This is a genomic window from Stenotrophomonas cyclobalanopsidis, from assembly GCF_008710035.1.
Lineage (GTDB): Bacteria > Pseudomonadota > Gammaproteobacteria > Xanthomonadales > Xanthomonadaceae > Stenotrophomonas > Stenotrophomonas cyclobalanopsidis.
In genome coordinates, this window is the sequence record NZ_VYKI01000023.1 from 32,027 (window position 1) to 46,499 (window position 14,473).

14 protein-coding genes are annotated in these 14,473 nt (G+C 67.3%); 3 read left to right on the forward strand and 11 right to left on the reverse strand.

The window, feature by feature from the left end:
* Window positions 1-570, reverse strand: coding sequence for a hypothetical protein (locus FJU31_RS15170; RefSeq protein WP_150455483.1), 570 nt, complete (start codon window positions 568-570; stop codon window positions 1-3).
* 96 nt (window positions 571-666) lie between these two features.
* Complete coding sequence (locus FJU31_RS15175) at window positions 667-1,383, reverse strand: SURF1 family protein (protein ID WP_150455484.1); 717 nt, start codon at window positions 1,381-1,383, stop codon at window positions 667-669.
* Between the two features lie 57 nt (window positions 1,384-1,440).
* Here FJU31_RS15175 and FJU31_RS15180 point away from each other — a divergent pair, with 57 nt between their 5' ends.
* Complete coding sequence (locus FJU31_RS15180; RefSeq protein WP_049468560.1) at window positions 1,441-1,659, forward strand: twin transmembrane helix small protein; 219 nt, start codon at window positions 1,441-1,443, stop codon at window positions 1,657-1,659.
* Window positions 1,660-1,680: 21 nt separating this feature from the next.
* On the opposite strand, the gene FJU31_RS15185 is transcribed toward FJU31_RS15180, so the two are convergent.
* From FJU31_RS15185 to FJU31_RS15210, 6 genes are read right to left on the reverse strand one after another with little or no spacing between them, the layout of a single operon-like run.
* The gene (locus tag FJU31_RS15185) at window positions 1,681-2,556 is read right to left on the reverse strand and encodes a cytochrome c oxidase subunit 3 (protein WP_150455485.1); all 876 of its coding nucleotides are present in this window, start codon (window positions 2,554-2,556) and stop codon (window positions 1,681-1,683) included.
* Between the two features lie 13 nt (window positions 2,557-2,569).
* A complete protein-coding gene (locus FJU31_RS15190; RefSeq protein ID WP_150455486.1) occupies window positions 2,570-3,160 on the reverse strand; it encodes a cytochrome c oxidase assembly protein in 591 nt (196 codons plus the stop codon).
* Window positions 3,157-3,396: a hypothetical protein gene (locus tag FJU31_RS19590; protein WP_150455487.1), complete on the reverse strand. Its 240-nt coding sequence runs from the start codon at window positions 3,394-3,396 to the stop codon at window positions 3,157-3,159. Before FJU31_RS19590 ends, FJU31_RS15190 begins: the two co-directional genes overlap by 4 nt.
* A gap of 8 nt (window positions 3,397-3,404) precedes the next feature.
* Entirely contained in the window at window positions 3,405-5,012 is a 1,608-nt protein-coding gene (ctaD, locus tag FJU31_RS15200) for a cytochrome c oxidase subunit I (RefSeq protein ID WP_108767495.1), read from the reverse strand.
* Window positions 5,013-5,071: 59 nt separating this feature from the next.
* Entirely contained in the window at window positions 5,072-6,028 is a 957-nt protein-coding gene (gene coxB, locus FJU31_RS15205) for a cytochrome c oxidase subunit II (protein ID WP_150455488.1), read from the reverse strand.
* 11 nt (window positions 6,029-6,039) lie between these two features.
* Window positions 6,040-6,516: a DUF2244 domain-containing protein gene (locus tag FJU31_RS15210; protein WP_108767493.1), complete on the reverse strand. Its 477-nt coding sequence runs from the start codon at window positions 6,514-6,516 to the stop codon at window positions 6,040-6,042.
* 274 nt (window positions 6,517-6,790) lie between these two features.
* On the opposite strand from FJU31_RS15210, the gene putA reads away from it, so the two are divergent.
* Entirely contained in the window at window positions 6,791-10,009 is a 3,219-nt protein-coding gene (gene putA, locus FJU31_RS15215; protein WP_150455489.1) for a bifunctional proline dehydrogenase/L-glutamate gamma-semialdehyde dehydrogenase PutA, read from the forward strand.
* Between the two features lie 134 nt (window positions 10,010-10,143).
* Here the strand turns inward: putA and FJU31_RS15220 are convergent, their stop codons facing one another.
* From FJU31_RS15220 to FJU31_RS15230, 3 genes are all read right to left on the reverse strand, one after another.
* Complete coding sequence (locus FJU31_RS15220) at window positions 10,144-11,217, reverse strand: AAA family ATPase (RefSeq protein WP_150455490.1); 1,074 nt, start codon at window positions 11,215-11,217, stop codon at window positions 10,144-10,146.
* Window positions 11,204-11,803, reverse strand: coding sequence for a nicotinamide riboside transporter PnuC (pnuC, locus tag FJU31_RS15225; RefSeq protein WP_150455491.1), 600 nt, complete (start codon window positions 11,801-11,803; stop codon window positions 11,204-11,206). Before pnuC ends, FJU31_RS15220 begins: the two co-directional genes overlap by 14 nt.
* A gap of 218 nt (window positions 11,804-12,021) precedes the next feature.
* Entirely contained in the window at window positions 12,022-13,449 is a 1,428-nt protein-coding gene (locus FJU31_RS15230; protein WP_150455492.1) for an outer membrane protein transport protein, read from the reverse strand.
* Between the two features lie 229 nt (window positions 13,450-13,678).
* On the opposite strand from FJU31_RS15230, the gene FJU31_RS15235 reads away from it, so the two are divergent.
* Window positions 13,679-14,371 (forward strand): rhomboid family intramembrane serine protease, encoded by a 693-nt coding sequence (locus FJU31_RS15235; RefSeq protein ID WP_150455493.1) that lies wholly within the window; start codon window positions 13,679-13,681, stop codon window positions 14,369-14,371.
* The last annotated feature ends 102 nt before the right edge of the window (window positions 14,372-14,473 follow it).

Consider the following 14,473-nt stretch of genomic DNA (forward strand, 5'->3'; position numbering starts at 1 on the left):
TCACTTCAGTTTCAGCAACGTGGCCATGTCCTTGCGCAGGCCACCCAGGTCGGAACCGGGGGCATGGCGCATGATCACGAAGCCGTTCGGATCGATCACGTAGACCGGCAGTCCCGCCGGATCATCGACGCCCGGCAATGCCGCGCGCAGGGCTGGCGACGGGGCCAGCGGCCGCAGCGCGGGCAGCGAGGCGATCGACGCCGGTGGCGTACCCAGCCACAGGATCTCGACATTATCGGCGTTATGGCCGAACAGCTGCCACACCTTGCCCAGTCCCTGCGACAAAGTGACGCACTGCGCATCGCAGGCGCCGGCGGGGGCCACCAGCAACCGCCAGGTCCGCGCTTCGGGGTTCCAGGGGTAGGCCTGGCCGTTGGCCAGGGTGGGCGCCTGCTGGCGCAGATCCACCGGCGGCTGCAGCAGCTGCCCGGCATTGCGGTGCCCGGTGGGCTGCCAGCCGGTGAAGCGCAGCACGGCGGCCAGCGCCATCGCCCCGAAGAACACGGCGAACAGCAGCACCAGGGTCCGGCGGCCGGAACCGCGCGCCTGCGGGGAGGTGGCAGTGTTCATGCGGGGCATTTTCTCATGGTTGGGAAAGGGATGCCGGTGGTGCCGGCCGCTGGCCGGCATCCAGGAAACCGGGGGATTGCCAGCCAGCGGCCGGCACTAGCGGGCAACGGGGCGCTTCCGGCGCCGTTCGAGCACCAGCGCGACCACCAGCACGGTCAGCGCCAGGCCGAACCACTGCACGGCGTAGCCCAGGTGGCGCTGCGGCGGCAGCGTGTTCGGCAGCAGGTCGAGGTCACGCGCATCGCCGAACGGCAGGGCCGGGTCCAGGCGCAGCACCCGGTCGGGCAGCGCGGCCAACCCCAGCGCGCGGGCCACGCCCTCGGCAGGCAGGCGGCTGGCCAACCAGCGTCCGGGCTCGCCGGTGCTGGAGAAGGCCGGCCCCAGCGCCAGGCCGGCCGCAGGCGGCGGTGCAAGCAACCCGCGCACCGTCACCGGCGATGGCGGCGGGGGCACCTGCGGCAAGGTGCGATCCGGCGGCAGCGCGCGCCAGCCCAGGTCGACCAGCAGCACGCTGCCGCCGTCACTGCGGAAGGGTCGATAGATCTTCACCCCGGCACGGCCCTGCCGGGTCTGGTTGTCCAGCAGCACCACCCCCGGCAGGAAGCGGCCATGGTCGGCCACGCCGTGCAACGCCCCCGGTGCCGCCAGCGCCTGCGCCAGCGGCAGCGACTGCGCCACCGCCGGCCCCTGCGCATCGAGCAGCGCCTGTTTGGCGTGCATGCGCTGCAGCTGCCAGAACCCCAGCGCGGTGAACGCGGCCATCGCCAGCACCGCCATCAGCCAGCCGATCGCGCGTGTGTGCTGGCGCATCATGACAAGTCCACGCAAACGCGGTCAGATAGGCACATCCACCCTGCCCTCGAGCCGCGCATGAGTGATTCGCTGAAGACCCTGCTGGTAATCGCGTTTCTGATCGTCATCGTCTGGAATCTGGGCGCCGGCCTGTATTACCTGCTGGTCGACCGCGGCCAGACCAAGCGCACGGTCAACGCGCTGACCCGGCGTATCGGCGTGTCAGTCGCACTGATCGTACTGGTGATCGTGTGCATCTACATGGGCTGGATCAAACCGCACGGTATCGGTGGCTGAGGCCACCGGCGCCGGTGCCGGTCAAAGCACGTAGACGAACATGAAGAGCATCAGCCACACCACGTCGACGAAGTGCCAGTACCACGCGGCGGCTTCGAACGCGAAGTGGTTGTCGCGGGTGAAGTGTCCCTTGGCCGAACGCAGCCACATCACGATCAGCATGATCGTGCCCAGCAGCACGTGCGCGCCGTGGAAGCCGGTCAGCATGAAGAACGTCGAACCGTAGATGCCCGACCCCAGGGTCAGGTTGAGTTCCTTGTAGGCGTGGATGTACTCCTCCGCCTGCAGCGTCAGGAAGCCGAGGCCGAGCAGCACGGTGGCGCCCAGCCAGAGCAGCAGCTGGCGGCGGTTGCCGGCCTTCAGCGCGTGGTGGGCGATGGTCAGGGTCACGCCGGAGGTCAGCAGGATCAGCGTGTTGATCAGCGGCAGGCCCCAGGCCGGAATGGTCTGGAAGGCACCCCCGATCGCCGCCGGTCCGTTGGTCGGCCAGCCCGCCGAGTAGCCCTGCCACAGCAATTCGTTGGTCATCACCCCGCGGCCTTCGCCGCTGAGCCATGACAGGCCCAGGTTGCGGGTGTAGAACAGCGCGCCGAAGAAGGCACCGAAGAACATCACTTCGGAAAAGATGAACCAGACCATGCCCATGCGGAACGAGCCGTCGACCTGGCGGTTGTAGCTGCCGGCCTGCGATTCGCGCACCACGTCGCTGAACCACCAGAACAGGGTCAGCACCAGCATCGCGATGCCGATGTAGAAGGTCCAGCGCCCCCAGCTGGCATCGTTGAGCCAGCTGGCCACGCCGACCATGGTCACCATCATCGCGATGGACCCCACGAACGGCCATTTGCTCTGGGCCGGGACGAAGTACACGTTGGCGTCGGTCGGTGTCTGGGCCATGTCGGTATCCGGGTCAGGGAGCGGCGTGCGCGCCTTCCGATGTGCCGGCAGGTGCCAGCTGGTCGGACAGCGCGTCGTTGCGGTAGAAGGTGTAGGACAAGGTGATCGTCTTGATCTCCGGCGGCAGGTCCGGATCGACGATGAAGCGCACCGGCATGTCGCGCTTCTCGCCGGCCTGCAGCGTCTGCGCGGTGAAACAGAAGCATTCGGTCTTGCTGAAGAAGCCTGACGCGCGCGCCGGCGCGACCGAAGGCACGGCGCTGCCGACCACGGCATTGGCGCTGTCGTTGCGGGCGAAATACAGCGCTTCGTTAAGCTCACCGGGCACCACGTCCATGGTCAGCTGCTCGGGATGGAAGGACCACGGCAACCGCGAATTGACCCCGCCATCGAATTCCACGCGCACCGTGCGCTTGCCGGTGGCGGCGCCGGTGCTGGCCTCGCTGCCGGGGCCGCGCTCTAGGCGCACCCCGAACACCTTTTCGCAGGCGATGCGGTACAGCGGCACCAGCGAGAACGTCAGCAGGAACACCGCCACCGCCACGCCGACCAGGCGCGGCAGCCCGGCGCTGCGTGACGGGGTGGCGGCCGGCGTCCCGCTCATCGGCCGATCACCCCGCTGAGGATGAAGCCGACGTAGACCAGTACGGCGACGGCGCCGACCCACATCGCGGTCCGCTTGGCGCGCTGGCGCTGCAACTCGACGCCGTTGCTCGCGCTGTTGTAGAGCCGAGCCATGCTCGGCTGCTTCTCTTCAGTCGACCAACGGTCGACTCTACCCATGTCGTCAGCCGAGCATGACTCGGCTCTACACGGGGCAAGCGGGCTCTCGTTATGCATGCCCCACCTCAATGCGTGATGTCGTCATGCGCCAGGTCGCCCGGGCGGATGGTCGGCGGCGTGGTGAAGGTATGCGCCGGTGCCGGCGACGGCAGCGTCCACTCCAGGCCGCGCGCGCCTTCCCAGGAACGGGCCTCGGCCTTCTCGCCATTGCGCAGCGAGGACAGCAGGATCGCGGCCATCATGAAGGGCGTGGCGAACATGCCGAACGCACCGATGGAGCTGATCAGGTTCCAGTCGGCAAAGGCCACGCTGTAATCGGGAATACGCCGCGGCATGCCGGCCAGGCCGAGGAAGTGCTGCGGGAAGAACAGCAGGTTGACGAACACGATCGACCACCAGAAGTGCACCTTGGCCCACTTCTCGCTGTACATGCGCCCGGTCCACTTCGGCCACCAGTAGTACACCGCGGCGATCAGCGCGAACACCGCACCGGTCACCAGCACGTAGTGGAAGTGGGCGACCACGAAGTAGGTGTCGTGGTACTGGAAGTCGGCGGCCACAATCGCCAGCATCAGGCCGGAGAAGCCACCGATGGTGAACAGGATGACGAAGGCCACCGACCACAGCATCGGTGCTTCGAAGGTGAGCGAGCCGCGCCACATGGTGCTGACCCAGTTGAACACCTTCACGCCGGTCGGGATCGAGATCAGCATCGTGGCGAACATGAAGTAGATCTCGCCACCCAGCGGCATGCCCACGGTGAACATGTGGTGGGCCCAGACGATGAACGACAGGAAGGCGATCGCGGCGGTGGCGTACACCATCGCCTGGTAGCCGAACAGCGGCTTGCGGCTGAAGGTCGGGATGATCTCGCTGACCACGCCGAAGGCGGGCAGGATCATGATGTAGACCTCGGGGTGCCCGAAGAACCAGAAGATGTGCTGGAACATCACCGGGTCACCGCCACCGGCGGCATTGAAGAAGCTGGTGCCGAAGAACTTGTCGGTCAGCAGCATGGTCACCGCACCGGCCAGCACCGGCATCACCGCGATCAGCAGGAAGGCGGTGATCAGCCACGCCCAGCAGAAGATCGGCATCTTCAGCAGGTCGATGCCCGGCGCACGCATGTTGAGCACGGTGGCGATGATGTTGATCGCGCCCATGATCGAACTGATGCCGGCCACGTGGATCGCGAACACGGTGAAGGCGACGTTGTAGCCGCCCTGCAGCGACAGCGGCGGGTACAGCGTCCAGCCACCGGCCGGTGCACCGCCCGGCAGCAGGAAGGTCAACAGCAGCAGGCTGAAGGCCACCGGCAGCAGCCAGAACGACCAGTTGTTCATGCGCGGCAGCGCCATGTCCGGCGCGCCGATCTGCAGCGGGATCATCCAGTTGGCCAGGCCGACGAAGGCCGGCATCACGCCACCGAAGATCATCACCAGCGCATGCACGGTGGTGAGCTGGTTGAACACCTCCGGGCGGATGAACTGGATGCCGGGTTGGGCGAGCTCAAGCCGGATCAGCACGCTCATGAAGGCGCCGATGACGAACATGATGAAGCTGAAACCCAGGTACAGCGTGCCGATGTCCTTGTGGTTGGTCGAGAAGAACCAACGCTCGAAGAAGCTCTGGTGGTGGTGGTGATCGTCGTGCCCAACTGCCGAGTGCGCCATCGCAAAACACCTCTCAGAATCGGTTGTCGCCACGGCCGCGAACGGCCGCGGGCTTTACATCACGCGCCGCTGGCCGCGGTGGCAGGGGTACCGGCTTCAGCCGCCGCGGGTGCGGCCGGCGCTGCCGGTGCCTCGCCCGCAGGCGCTGCCGGTTCGGCCGGTGCCGCAGGCGTGGCAGGCGCAGCCGGCGGCGGCTTGCGCTGCGCCAGCCACTGCCTGAAGTCTTCCTTGGACACCGCCTCGACCACGATCGGCATGAAGCCATGGTCCTTGCCGCACAGTTCGGCGCACTGCCCGCGGTACACGCCGGGCTGCTCGATGCTGGTCCAGGCCTCATTGATGAAGCCGGGGATGGCGTCCTGCTTCCAGCCCAGGGCCGGCACCCACCAGGCGTGGATCACGTCATCAGACGTGATGACGAAGCGCACCTTGGTATCGACCGGCAGCACCAGGCGGTTGTCCACGTCCAGCAGGTAGTGCGGGTGGCTTTCGCGGGTCGGCACCTTGCCACTCTGCCGCATGCGGTCGGACTCGCGGTCCAGGCGGCTGGTGAAGGTAACGTTCTCGCCCAGGTATTCGTACTTCCACATCCACTGGTAGCCGGTGACCTTCACGGTCATCTCGGCATCGCGGGTGTCGTACATCTTGATCAGGTTGGCCGTGGCCGGCCACGCCATCACGATCAGGATGATCACCGGGATCACCGTCCAGATCACCTCGGCCTTGGTGTTGTGGCTGAAGGTGGCGGCGACGGCGCCCTTGGATTTGCGGAACTTGAAGATGGCGTAGGCCATCGCCCCGAACACGATGACGCCGATCACCGTGCAGATGATCAACGACAGGTTGTTCGACTCCCAGGCCAGGCGCGAGGTCTGGGTGACCCCCTTGCCCATGTTCAGCTGCCACGGCTTGGGATCGGCCGCCTGCGCCCACGCCCATGCCGGAACCAGTCCCCCGGCCACCAGGCTGGCGACCGCTGCAACGCACTTCGTGCCCCACCTGCTGCTTTGCTTCATTGCCTAGACCCTTAGCGTCGTCGGTTGCCGCCATCGCTGGCGGCGAGCAAGCCTTCAAGCATTTCAGCGAGCGTCTGGCGTTCGGCCGGCGCGAGGAAACTCCCCACCTCCACCTGCCGTCCGCTGGATGCCAGCCGGACCCTCTCGTCGTCGGTGAGCAGGCGCACCCAATGGGGGTGGGCCCGGAACACCGGCGATCCACCGGGTACGGGGATGACCTCCACGTACGCCGGCACGACCCGGATCTCCTCCTGCCGTTCACCGCTGCGCCACAAGGCACGCAGGGCGGCTGCCAGCAACAGGCTGTACAGCAGCGCGAACAGGGGGGCGAATGCGTTGCCAGCCACCCACCCGAGGGCGGAGACCAGCCACATCGCTCCCGACAACACGGCAAACAACAGGACGAACTGCCGGGCATCGAGCGCCCGTGGGGGACGCAGCCGCAGCTGCGTACCTGACCCATCCGGAGCTGGAAGCACCTCGATCATGTCGCAACCGCGTTCCTGCCGCGGGAAACGTCTCGATGGTAGCCCCGCCCTCTCACCGGTAGCAAGGGTGCATTCACACTTTTTCCCATGTTGCAATACAGCATGAGCCCGGCGGCGCCAATGACGAATTCGGCACAAATATGGTCGAGCTTGCTGAACACGCTGAATCCACCACTGTCAGGGGCTATCAGCCCTCTACAAAGGTGCCTGCGGGGCACTTCCGCAGGGCGCAAAAATGATTAAAATCGCCAAGTTTTCCACTGGCCGGATCGGCATGAACGCACCCTCCTCCTCCCCTCCCGCCCACGACGCCCCGCGTCCGGGCGCGCTGCTGTCGCCGCAACTGCCGGCGTCCCCCAACCCGTTCCGCCAGGCCATCACCGACGCCTGGTTGAAGGACGAGGCCAGCCACGTGCGCGAGCTGCTGGCGCAGGCCCGCCTGCCCGCCGAGGAGCAGGCCAGGGTGCAGGCGCTGGCCGCCGACCTGGTCGGCCGGGTGCGCGTGCGCGCCAAGGACCAGGGTGCGATCGAAGCCTTCATGCGCCAGTACGACCTGGGCAGCGAGGAAGGCGTGCTGCTGATGTGCGTGGCCGAGGCGCTGCTGCGCATTCCGGACCAGGACACCGCCGACAAGCTGATCCGCGACAAGCTGGCCGATGCCGACTGGGAAAAGCACCTGGGCGGCAGCGACTCGGTGCTGGTCAACGCCTCCACCTGGGGCCTGATGCTTACCGGCAAGCTGGTGCAGATGAACGACGCCACCCGCGCCGATGCCCCCAGCGCCTTCAAGCGCCTGGTCGGCCGCGTCGGTGAGCCGGTAGTGCGCCTGGCCGTGCGCCAGGCCATGAAGATCATGGGCCACCAGTTCGTCATGGGCCGCACCATCAGCGAAGCGCTGTCGCGTTCGCACAAGGGCGACAACGCCAGCTACCGCTATTCGTTCGACATGCTGGGCGAAGGCGCGCTGACCATGAAGGACGCGCTGCGCTACCTCGAGGACTACCGCCGTGCGATCCACGCCATCGGCGGCGACCACAAGGCACGCGGCGGCCGCCCCGACGGCGACGTCAACAATGCACCGGGCATCTCCATCAAGCTGTCGGCGCTGTACCCGCGCTACGAGCACGCCAAGCGCGAGCGCGTGCTGACCGACCTGGTGCCGGGCGTGCTGGAACTGGCGCAGCTGGCCAAGAGCTACGGCATCGGCTGCACCGTCGACGCCGAAGAGTCCGACCGCCTGGAACTGTCGCTGGACATCATCGAGCAGGTGTTCGGCGATGCCTCGCTGGCCGGCTGGGATGGCTTCGGCGTGGTCGTGCAGGCCTACCAGAAGCGCACCCCGTACACGATCGACCACCTGGCCGACATGGCGCGCCGCGCCGGTCGCCGCCTGCAGGTGCGCCTGGTCAAGGGCGCCTACTGGGATGCCGAGATCAAGCGCGCGCAGATCGAAGGCTATCCGGGCTACCCGGTGTTCACCCGCAAGCAGAACACCGACGTGTCCTACCTGGCCTGCGCCAAGCGTCTGTTCACCCATGCCGACGCGATCTACCCGATGTTCGCCACGCACAACGCGCACACCATCGCCGCGGTGCGCAGCATCGCCAACGGCGGCGTGTACGAGCACCAGAAGCTGCACGGCATGGGCGATGACCTGTACGCCGAAGTGGTGCCGGCCGACCGCCTGGGCCTGCCGTGCCGCGTGTATGCGCCGGTCGGTTCGCATGAAGACCTGCTGCCGTACCTGGTGCGCCGCCTGCTGGAAAACGGCGCCAACTCCAGCTTCGTCAACCGCATCACCGACGAACGCGTGCCGATCGCCGACCTGATCCGCGATCCGGTCGAGATGGTCGCCTCGTTCGCCTCGATCCCCCACCCGAAGATCCCGCTGCCCGTTGACCTGCTGCGCAGCCAGAACCACGACAGGAAGAACTCCATGGGCGCCAACCTCGCCAACGACAACGAACTGCGCGCCCTGGCCGAGCAGATCAACGCGGCTGTGAAGCCTTGGCAGGCCACCCCGCTGGTGCCAGGTGCGAACCCGGCCGGCGCCGCGCTGCCGGTGGCCAACCCGGCCGACACCCGCGAAGTGATCGGCCAGTGGCTGGCCGCCGATGCCGCCACCGTGCAGAAGGCCCTGGCCAATGCCGTGGCCGCGCAGCCGGCCTGGAACCGCACCCCGGCCGCCAGCCGCGCCGCCATCCTCGAGCACGCCGCCGACCAGCTGGAAGCGCGCATGCCGGAGTTCATGGCGCTGTGCGTGAAGGAAGCCGGCAAGAGCCTGCCCGACAGCATCGCCGAAGTGCGCGAAGCCGTGGATTTCCTGCGCTACTACGCCAAGCAGGCGCGCGAGCAGTTCAGCCACGCCGAGAAGCTGCCCAGCCCGACCGGTGAATCCAACGAGCTGCAGCTGCACGGCCGCGGCGTGTTCGTCTGCATCAGCCCGTGGAACTTCCCGCTGGCGATCTTCCTGGGCCAGGTGGCCGCTGCACTGGCCGCCGGCAACAGCGTCATCGCCAAGCCGGCCGAGCAGACCAACCTGATCGGCTACTACGCCGTGAAGCTGCTGCACGACGCCGGCGTGCCGGCCGAGGTGGTGCAGTTCCTGCCGGGCGACGGTGCCACGGTCGGTGCCGCGCTGACCGCCGACCCGCGCGTGGCCGGCGTGGCCTTCACCGGCTCCACCGACACCGCCCGTGCGATCAACCGCGCGATGGCCGCGCGTGATGCCGCCATCGGTGTGCTGATCGCCGAAACCGGCGGCCAGAACGCCTTCATCGCAGATTCCTCTGCGCTGCCGGAACAGCTGGTCAAGGATGCGATCGGTTCGGCCTTCACCTCCGCCGGCCAGCGCTGCTCGGCCGCGCGCGTGCTGTTCGTGCAGGACGACATCGCCGACAAGGTGATGACCATGCTGGCCGGTGCGATGAAGGAGCTGAAGGTCGGCAACCCCGGCGTGCTGTCCACCGACGTCGGCCCGGTGATCGACGCCGATGCGCTGAAGATCCTGCAGGACCACGCCGAGCGCATGGACCGCGAGGCGCGTCTGATCGCCGCTGCCGAACTGTCCAGCGAAGCCGCCAACGGCACCTTCTTCGCACCGCGTGCGTATGAACTGAAGGACCTGGCCCAGCTGCAGAAGGAAGTGTTCGGTCCGGTCCTGCACGTCATCCGCTGGAAGGGCAACCAGCTCGACGCGGTGATCGACCAGATCAACGCCACCGGCTACGGCCTGACCCTGGGCGTGCATTCGCGCATCGACGAGACCGTCGACCGCATCAGCAACGGCGTCCACGTCGGCAACGTCTACGTCAACCGCAACCAGATCGGTGCGGTGGTCGGCGTGCAGCCGTTCGGCGGCCAGGGCCTGTCCGGCACCGGCCCGAAAGCCGGCGGCCCGCACTACCTGCTGCGCTTCGCCACCGAAAAGACGGTGACGGTGAACACCACCGCCGCCGGTGGCAACGCCTCGCTGCTGACCCTGGGCGACTGAAACACCCCTCCCCTTCCACGGGTGTGATGGATGCACGAAAAACCCCGCGAAAGCGGGGTTTTTTGTGCTTTTTGCTTCCTGTAGAGCCGAGCCCATGCTCGGCTGCACCGTGCAAGCCGAGCATGGGCTCGGCTCTACAGAGGCGGGACGACACTGAACCGATTGTCGGCCTGCTTCCTCAGCACGCTTTGAATGTGCGCGATGCGCGTTTCCAGATCGCCTTCCAGCAGCACGAACGGCAGCCCCCGCGCATGCAGCTCCTGCAGGTACCAGGCATGCTGCTGCGCGCGGAAGGCCTCGCCCACCCGCGTGCCATCCTGGTCGAACGCGATGTCAGGCGCACACAGGAACAGCAGGTCATACGGCCGCCATGCGGCCTTCAGCAGCGCGTCCGGTGCGCTGCCGAACATCCAGCCGCTGTAGCCCAGGGTCACCAGTGGCGTGGTATCGCAGAAAAGCCAGCGCTGCGCCGTCAGCGCTGCCGCATCCTCGCGCCGGGGCTGCTCTTCGGCGATGCGCAGCAGGTCCGTTTCGCGCAGGTCACCGCCCTGCATTTCCCACAGCGTGCGCCCGTATTCCGCGACCCACGTCGTGCCCATGCGCTCGGCCAGTATGCGCGCCAGCGTGGTTTTGCCGGTGGATTCGCCACCGATGAAGGCCACGCGCTGCACGTAGTCCGCGTACACCTGCGGCGACAGGCCATGGCGAAGCGCATGCGGATCGGCGCGCAGCTGGGTGCCGCTGGGCTGGCCGACATTGAGGCTGCGCTCCAGCCGCTGGTGCTGCACCGGTGCATGGAAATGCGCAGCCATCGCTGCGGCAAAGCCATCGCCGTAGTCCTCGCCGGTGAACACCGCCTGCACCGGCCCGCCGAACAGGTGCAGGCACAGCCAGGCGGTGAAATCTCGCTGCGCCTGCTCGCTGTCACTGTCGCGCGGCAGCGCGCGCGGTGGCAGGCCGTGCTGTTCGCACAGCGCCGCCAGGCGCGCATTGTCGAGCACCGCCACCGTCGCCTGCGGGAAGCGCGCACGCAGCCAGCGTTCGCGGCGGGCGGCGCTGTAGCCGGCAAATCCCGGTTGCGACCAGCCGATCACCAGCAGTTGCCGGCAGCGCGCGGCGGCGAATTCGATCAGCCGTTCGTGGCCACGGTGCAGCGGGCAGAACTTGCCCACCACCAGACCGCGCTTGACGCGCTCAGGCAGCGGCATCGGCGGTCTTTGCCTCGGCACGCATCAGCGTGCGCCAATGGCGCAGCGCTACCAGCGCGTTGATCCAGAAGCCGATGTAGAGGATCGACGTCAGATGCAGGCCACGGCTGTAGTACAGCGGCACCGCGATGGTGTTGACCAGCAGCCACACCCACCATGATTCCAGCTTGCGCCGCATCATCAGGATCTGCGCGATCACGCTCAGCACCAGCACCGCCGAATCGATGTACGGCGCATAGGCATGGGTCAGCCGGGTCAGCATCCAGCCGTAACCAAAGGTCGCCAGCACCGCCAGCGGCAGCAGCCAAGCCCACGCCCGCGGGCGCACCGGGGTGATCGGCAGGGGCGCGCCATGGTCGCCGCGCAGCCACTGCCACCAGCCCAGCACGCTGATGGCGATGAAGAAGAACTGCAGGACCATGTCCGCAAACAGGTGCGAACGCTCGAAGACGGCGGCAAACAGCGCGCAGCCGACGATGCCCAGCCACCAGGTGTGCACGTTGTTGCGGCCGGCCAACAGGATCGAGCCGGCGACGGCGATGTTGGCAGCCAGCTCCAGCTGGAAGTTCGGGTCGGCAAGGTTCATGGCGCCATTGTCGTTGATCCGCGCGCCGAACGTGGATGGCGCCTACGCATTGGGGTCGGAGCCCTTTCCTGTGGAAAGGAAACCGACCCCGTCACACCGTGGATGGCCGCCGCTCAGTAGATCCACGCCATGCGTGGATGGCCTGGCTCCCACGCCCCAAAAAAGAAAGCCCCGCTTGCGCGGGGCCTTCCTCGTGCTGCTTCAGGCCAGGGCCCGAATCAGAACTTGTACTGCATCGAAGCGGCCAGCACATCGCCCGACACCTTGTACTTGCCGGTCACGGTGTTGCCGGTGGCCGAGGTCGAGGTGATGTTCGGGTCCTTGGTGAACAGATGGGTGTAGCCCACGCTGTATTCGGTCTTCTCCGACGGAGCCCAGGTCAGGCCCAGCGACAGCCACTTGCGGGTGGTGTCCGGCACGCGCACGTCGCGGTGCGCGTCGGTGGTCGGGGTCTGGTCATATGCCAGGCCGCCACGCAGGGTCAGCTGGTCGCTTACGCGGTATTCGGTACCGATCGAAGCGAAGGTGGTGTCGCGGTAGTTGAACGGCAGCACGCTGTCCGGCTGGTTGGAGTCATAGTCGACGGTGACCTGGTCGAACTTGCTCCACGCCGTGCGCGAAACGTCGGCCATGATCTTCCACTGGTCGTTCACCCGGTGGCTGACGCTGACCGTGGCGCTGGCCGGCAGGGTGATGGTGGCGCGACCGTTGCTGTCGATGAAGGTGCCCGGGGCAGCCTGTGCCAGGAACGCGGCAGCAGCCGGGGTCATGGTGAAGTCGGCCTTGCCGTCGGTGATCTTGTGTTCGACTTCCGAGCGGTAGCTGAAGGCGATGTTGGTGCCTTCCACCGGGCTGACGGTCATGCCCAGGGTGTAACCCACGGACACTTCGTCACCCTTGATGCGCAGGTAGCCATCGGCCGAACCCGGCGAGAAGCCGAGCTGGGCGGCCTGCACGGCGGCCTGGCGGGCAGCAGCTGCAGCCTGCGCCGGGGTGCCACCGGCAGCCAGCACGGCGGCCGAAGCGCGCTGCTGGGCGCTGGCGTTGATGGCGGTACCAGCATCGACGGCGCTGGTCAGGTCGACGTTCAGGCGCTCGGCGAACACGCCGACACCGAACGACAGGTACGGGTTGACGTCATAGGAGAACGCCACGCCCAGGTCGATCGCCTTCAGGTCGGTCTTGACGCCGTTGTAGCGGCCGACCCAGTCGGTGTCGTACTCGGTCTTGAAGCCGAACGGCACGGTCAGCGAGGCACCGAAGTGCATGTTGTCATTCGCGCCGAACGGGACGTGGAAGTACGCCGCCGGAACCGGAGCGATCATGCCGGCGTCGCCGCCGTTGCCGCCGGAAATCGGCGCACCGTTTCCGTACCGGCCTTCGCCGCGGAACTTGGCACCGAAGCTGATGGCGCTGACGTCACCCTGGAACTGGGTGCCGTCGAGCAGGCGCATCGAGGCCGGGTTGGTGGCGACCACCGAGGCATCGCCTTCGGCGGAGGTGGAGCCGGCGAAGGCACGGCCCAGGCCCTTGGCGCTGTTTTCCTTCAGCTGGAAGGCGGCGGCGTTGGCATCGGCGGCGGCCAGCGCACCGGCAACGCCGACGGCCAGCAGGGTCAGTCGGGCAATGGTAGAAGCGGTTTGCATCGTAGTTCTCTCTCCGGTAAGCGGTGATGGTGCTCTGCGTGCGCCTGCGCCCACCGGACCCGCAAAGGCCCGCCAGAACGCGCCGGATTCCCCTCCCGACATACGACGCCGTATGCGAGTATTACCCAGAGCGGTTAATGAAACAATAACAGCGACGGCCGTCTTTCCGCTGCGGAAACTGAACAGGCGCCTCGCCCGCGGAAAGCCCCGGCACGCTAGGCTAGCGTCCATGTTCGTGTCTCTCCCCTCCCGCAAGAAGGCCACGCTGCGCTGGGCCACACCCGTGCTGTTTGCGGCATTGTGGCTGGCATTCCTCTGGTCGATCTCGCGTCCGGGCGACGCCCGCAACAGCCTCTGGCTGGACTGGGGCGCCCTGTCGACCGGCCTGACCCAGCCCCAGGACTGGTGGGCGACCCTGCAGGACGGCAGCGTGCTGCGGTTGTTCACCGCCCTGTTCCTGCACGCGGACTGGTCGCACCTGCTGGGCAACCTGGTGTTCCTGCTGATTTTCGGCCTGCCCGCCGAACGGGTGCTGGGGCCGTGGCGGCTGATGCTGCTGTTCCTGGTCGGCGGCGCGATGTCCAACCTGGTGGCGATCTACACCATGGGCAGCCCGGACCAGATCATCATCGGCGCCAGCGGCGCGGTGTCGGCGCTGATCGGTGCCTACCTGGCGCTGTTCCCGGCGGCGCGCCTGGGCGTGGTCATCCCGCTGGGCCTGTTCCTGGAATTCGTGCGTGCCCCGGCCTACCTGCTGATCGGCGTCTGGGCCGCACTGCAGGTAGTGTTCGCCCACATCGGCCCAAGCTTCGGCATGGTGGCCTGGTGGGCGCACATCGGCGGCTTCGTGTTCGGCGTGGTGTACGGGGTCTACGTTCGGGCGGCCATCGCCCGCCGCCTGCGCAAGCGCCACGGCTTCTGAGCACCTGAAAGGCAGTCGAGCAAGCTCGACTCTACGACGCCGGTAGAGTCGAGCTTGCGCGCCCGCAGCGCGGCGCCGGGGCGCGCCCGGCGCGAACACCGG

Coding starts and splice junctions, on each gene's coding strand:
- FJU31_RS15170 (WP_150455483.1), bottom strand. CDS start 570: ATGAACACTGCCACCTCCCCGCAGGCGCGCGGTTCCGGCCGCCGGACC.
- FJU31_RS15175 (WP_150455484.1), bottom strand. CDS start 1,383: ATGATGCGCCAGCACACACGCGCGATCGGCTGGCTGATGGCGGTGCTG.
- FJU31_RS15180 (WP_049468560.1), top strand. CDS start 1,441: ATGAGTGATTCGCTGAAGACCCTGCTGGTAATCGCGTTTCTGATCGTC.
- FJU31_RS15185 (WP_150455485.1), bottom strand. CDS start 2,556: ATGGCCCAGACACCGACCGACGCCAACGTGTACTTCGTCCCGGCCCAG.
- FJU31_RS15190 (WP_150455486.1), bottom strand. CDS start 3,160: ATGAGCGGGACGCCGGCCGCCACCCCGTCACGCAGCGCCGGGCTGCCG.
- FJU31_RS19590 (WP_150455487.1), bottom strand. CDS start 3,396: ATGCATAACGAGAGCCCGCTTGCCCCGTGTAGAGCCGAGTCATGCTCG.
- ctaD (WP_108767495.1), bottom strand. CDS start 5,012: ATGGCGCACTCGGCAGTTGGGCACGACGATCACCACCACCACCAGAGC.
- coxB (WP_150455488.1), bottom strand. CDS start 6,028: ATGAAGCAAAGCAGCAGGTGGGGCACGAAGTGCGTTGCAGCGGTCGCC.
- FJU31_RS15210 (WP_108767493.1), bottom strand. CDS start 6,516: ATGATCGAGGTGCTTCCAGCTCCGGATGGGTCAGGTACGCAGCTGCGG.
- putA (WP_150455489.1), top strand. CDS start 6,791: ATGAACGCACCCTCCTCCTCCCCTCCCGCCCACGACGCCCCGCGTCCG.
- FJU31_RS15220 (WP_150455490.1), bottom strand. CDS start 11,217: ATGCCGCTGCCTGAGCGCGTCAAGCGCGGTCTGGTGGTGGGCAAGTTC.
- pnuC (WP_150455491.1), bottom strand. CDS start 11,803: ATGAACCTTGCCGACCCGAACTTCCAGCTGGAGCTGGCTGCCAACATC.
- FJU31_RS15230 (WP_150455492.1), bottom strand. CDS start 13,449: ATGCAAACCGCTTCTACCATTGCCCGACTGACCCTGCTGGCCGTCGGC.
- FJU31_RS15235 (WP_150455493.1), top strand. CDS start 13,679: ATGTTCGTGTCTCTCCCCTCCCGCAAGAAGGCCACGCTGCGCTGGGCC.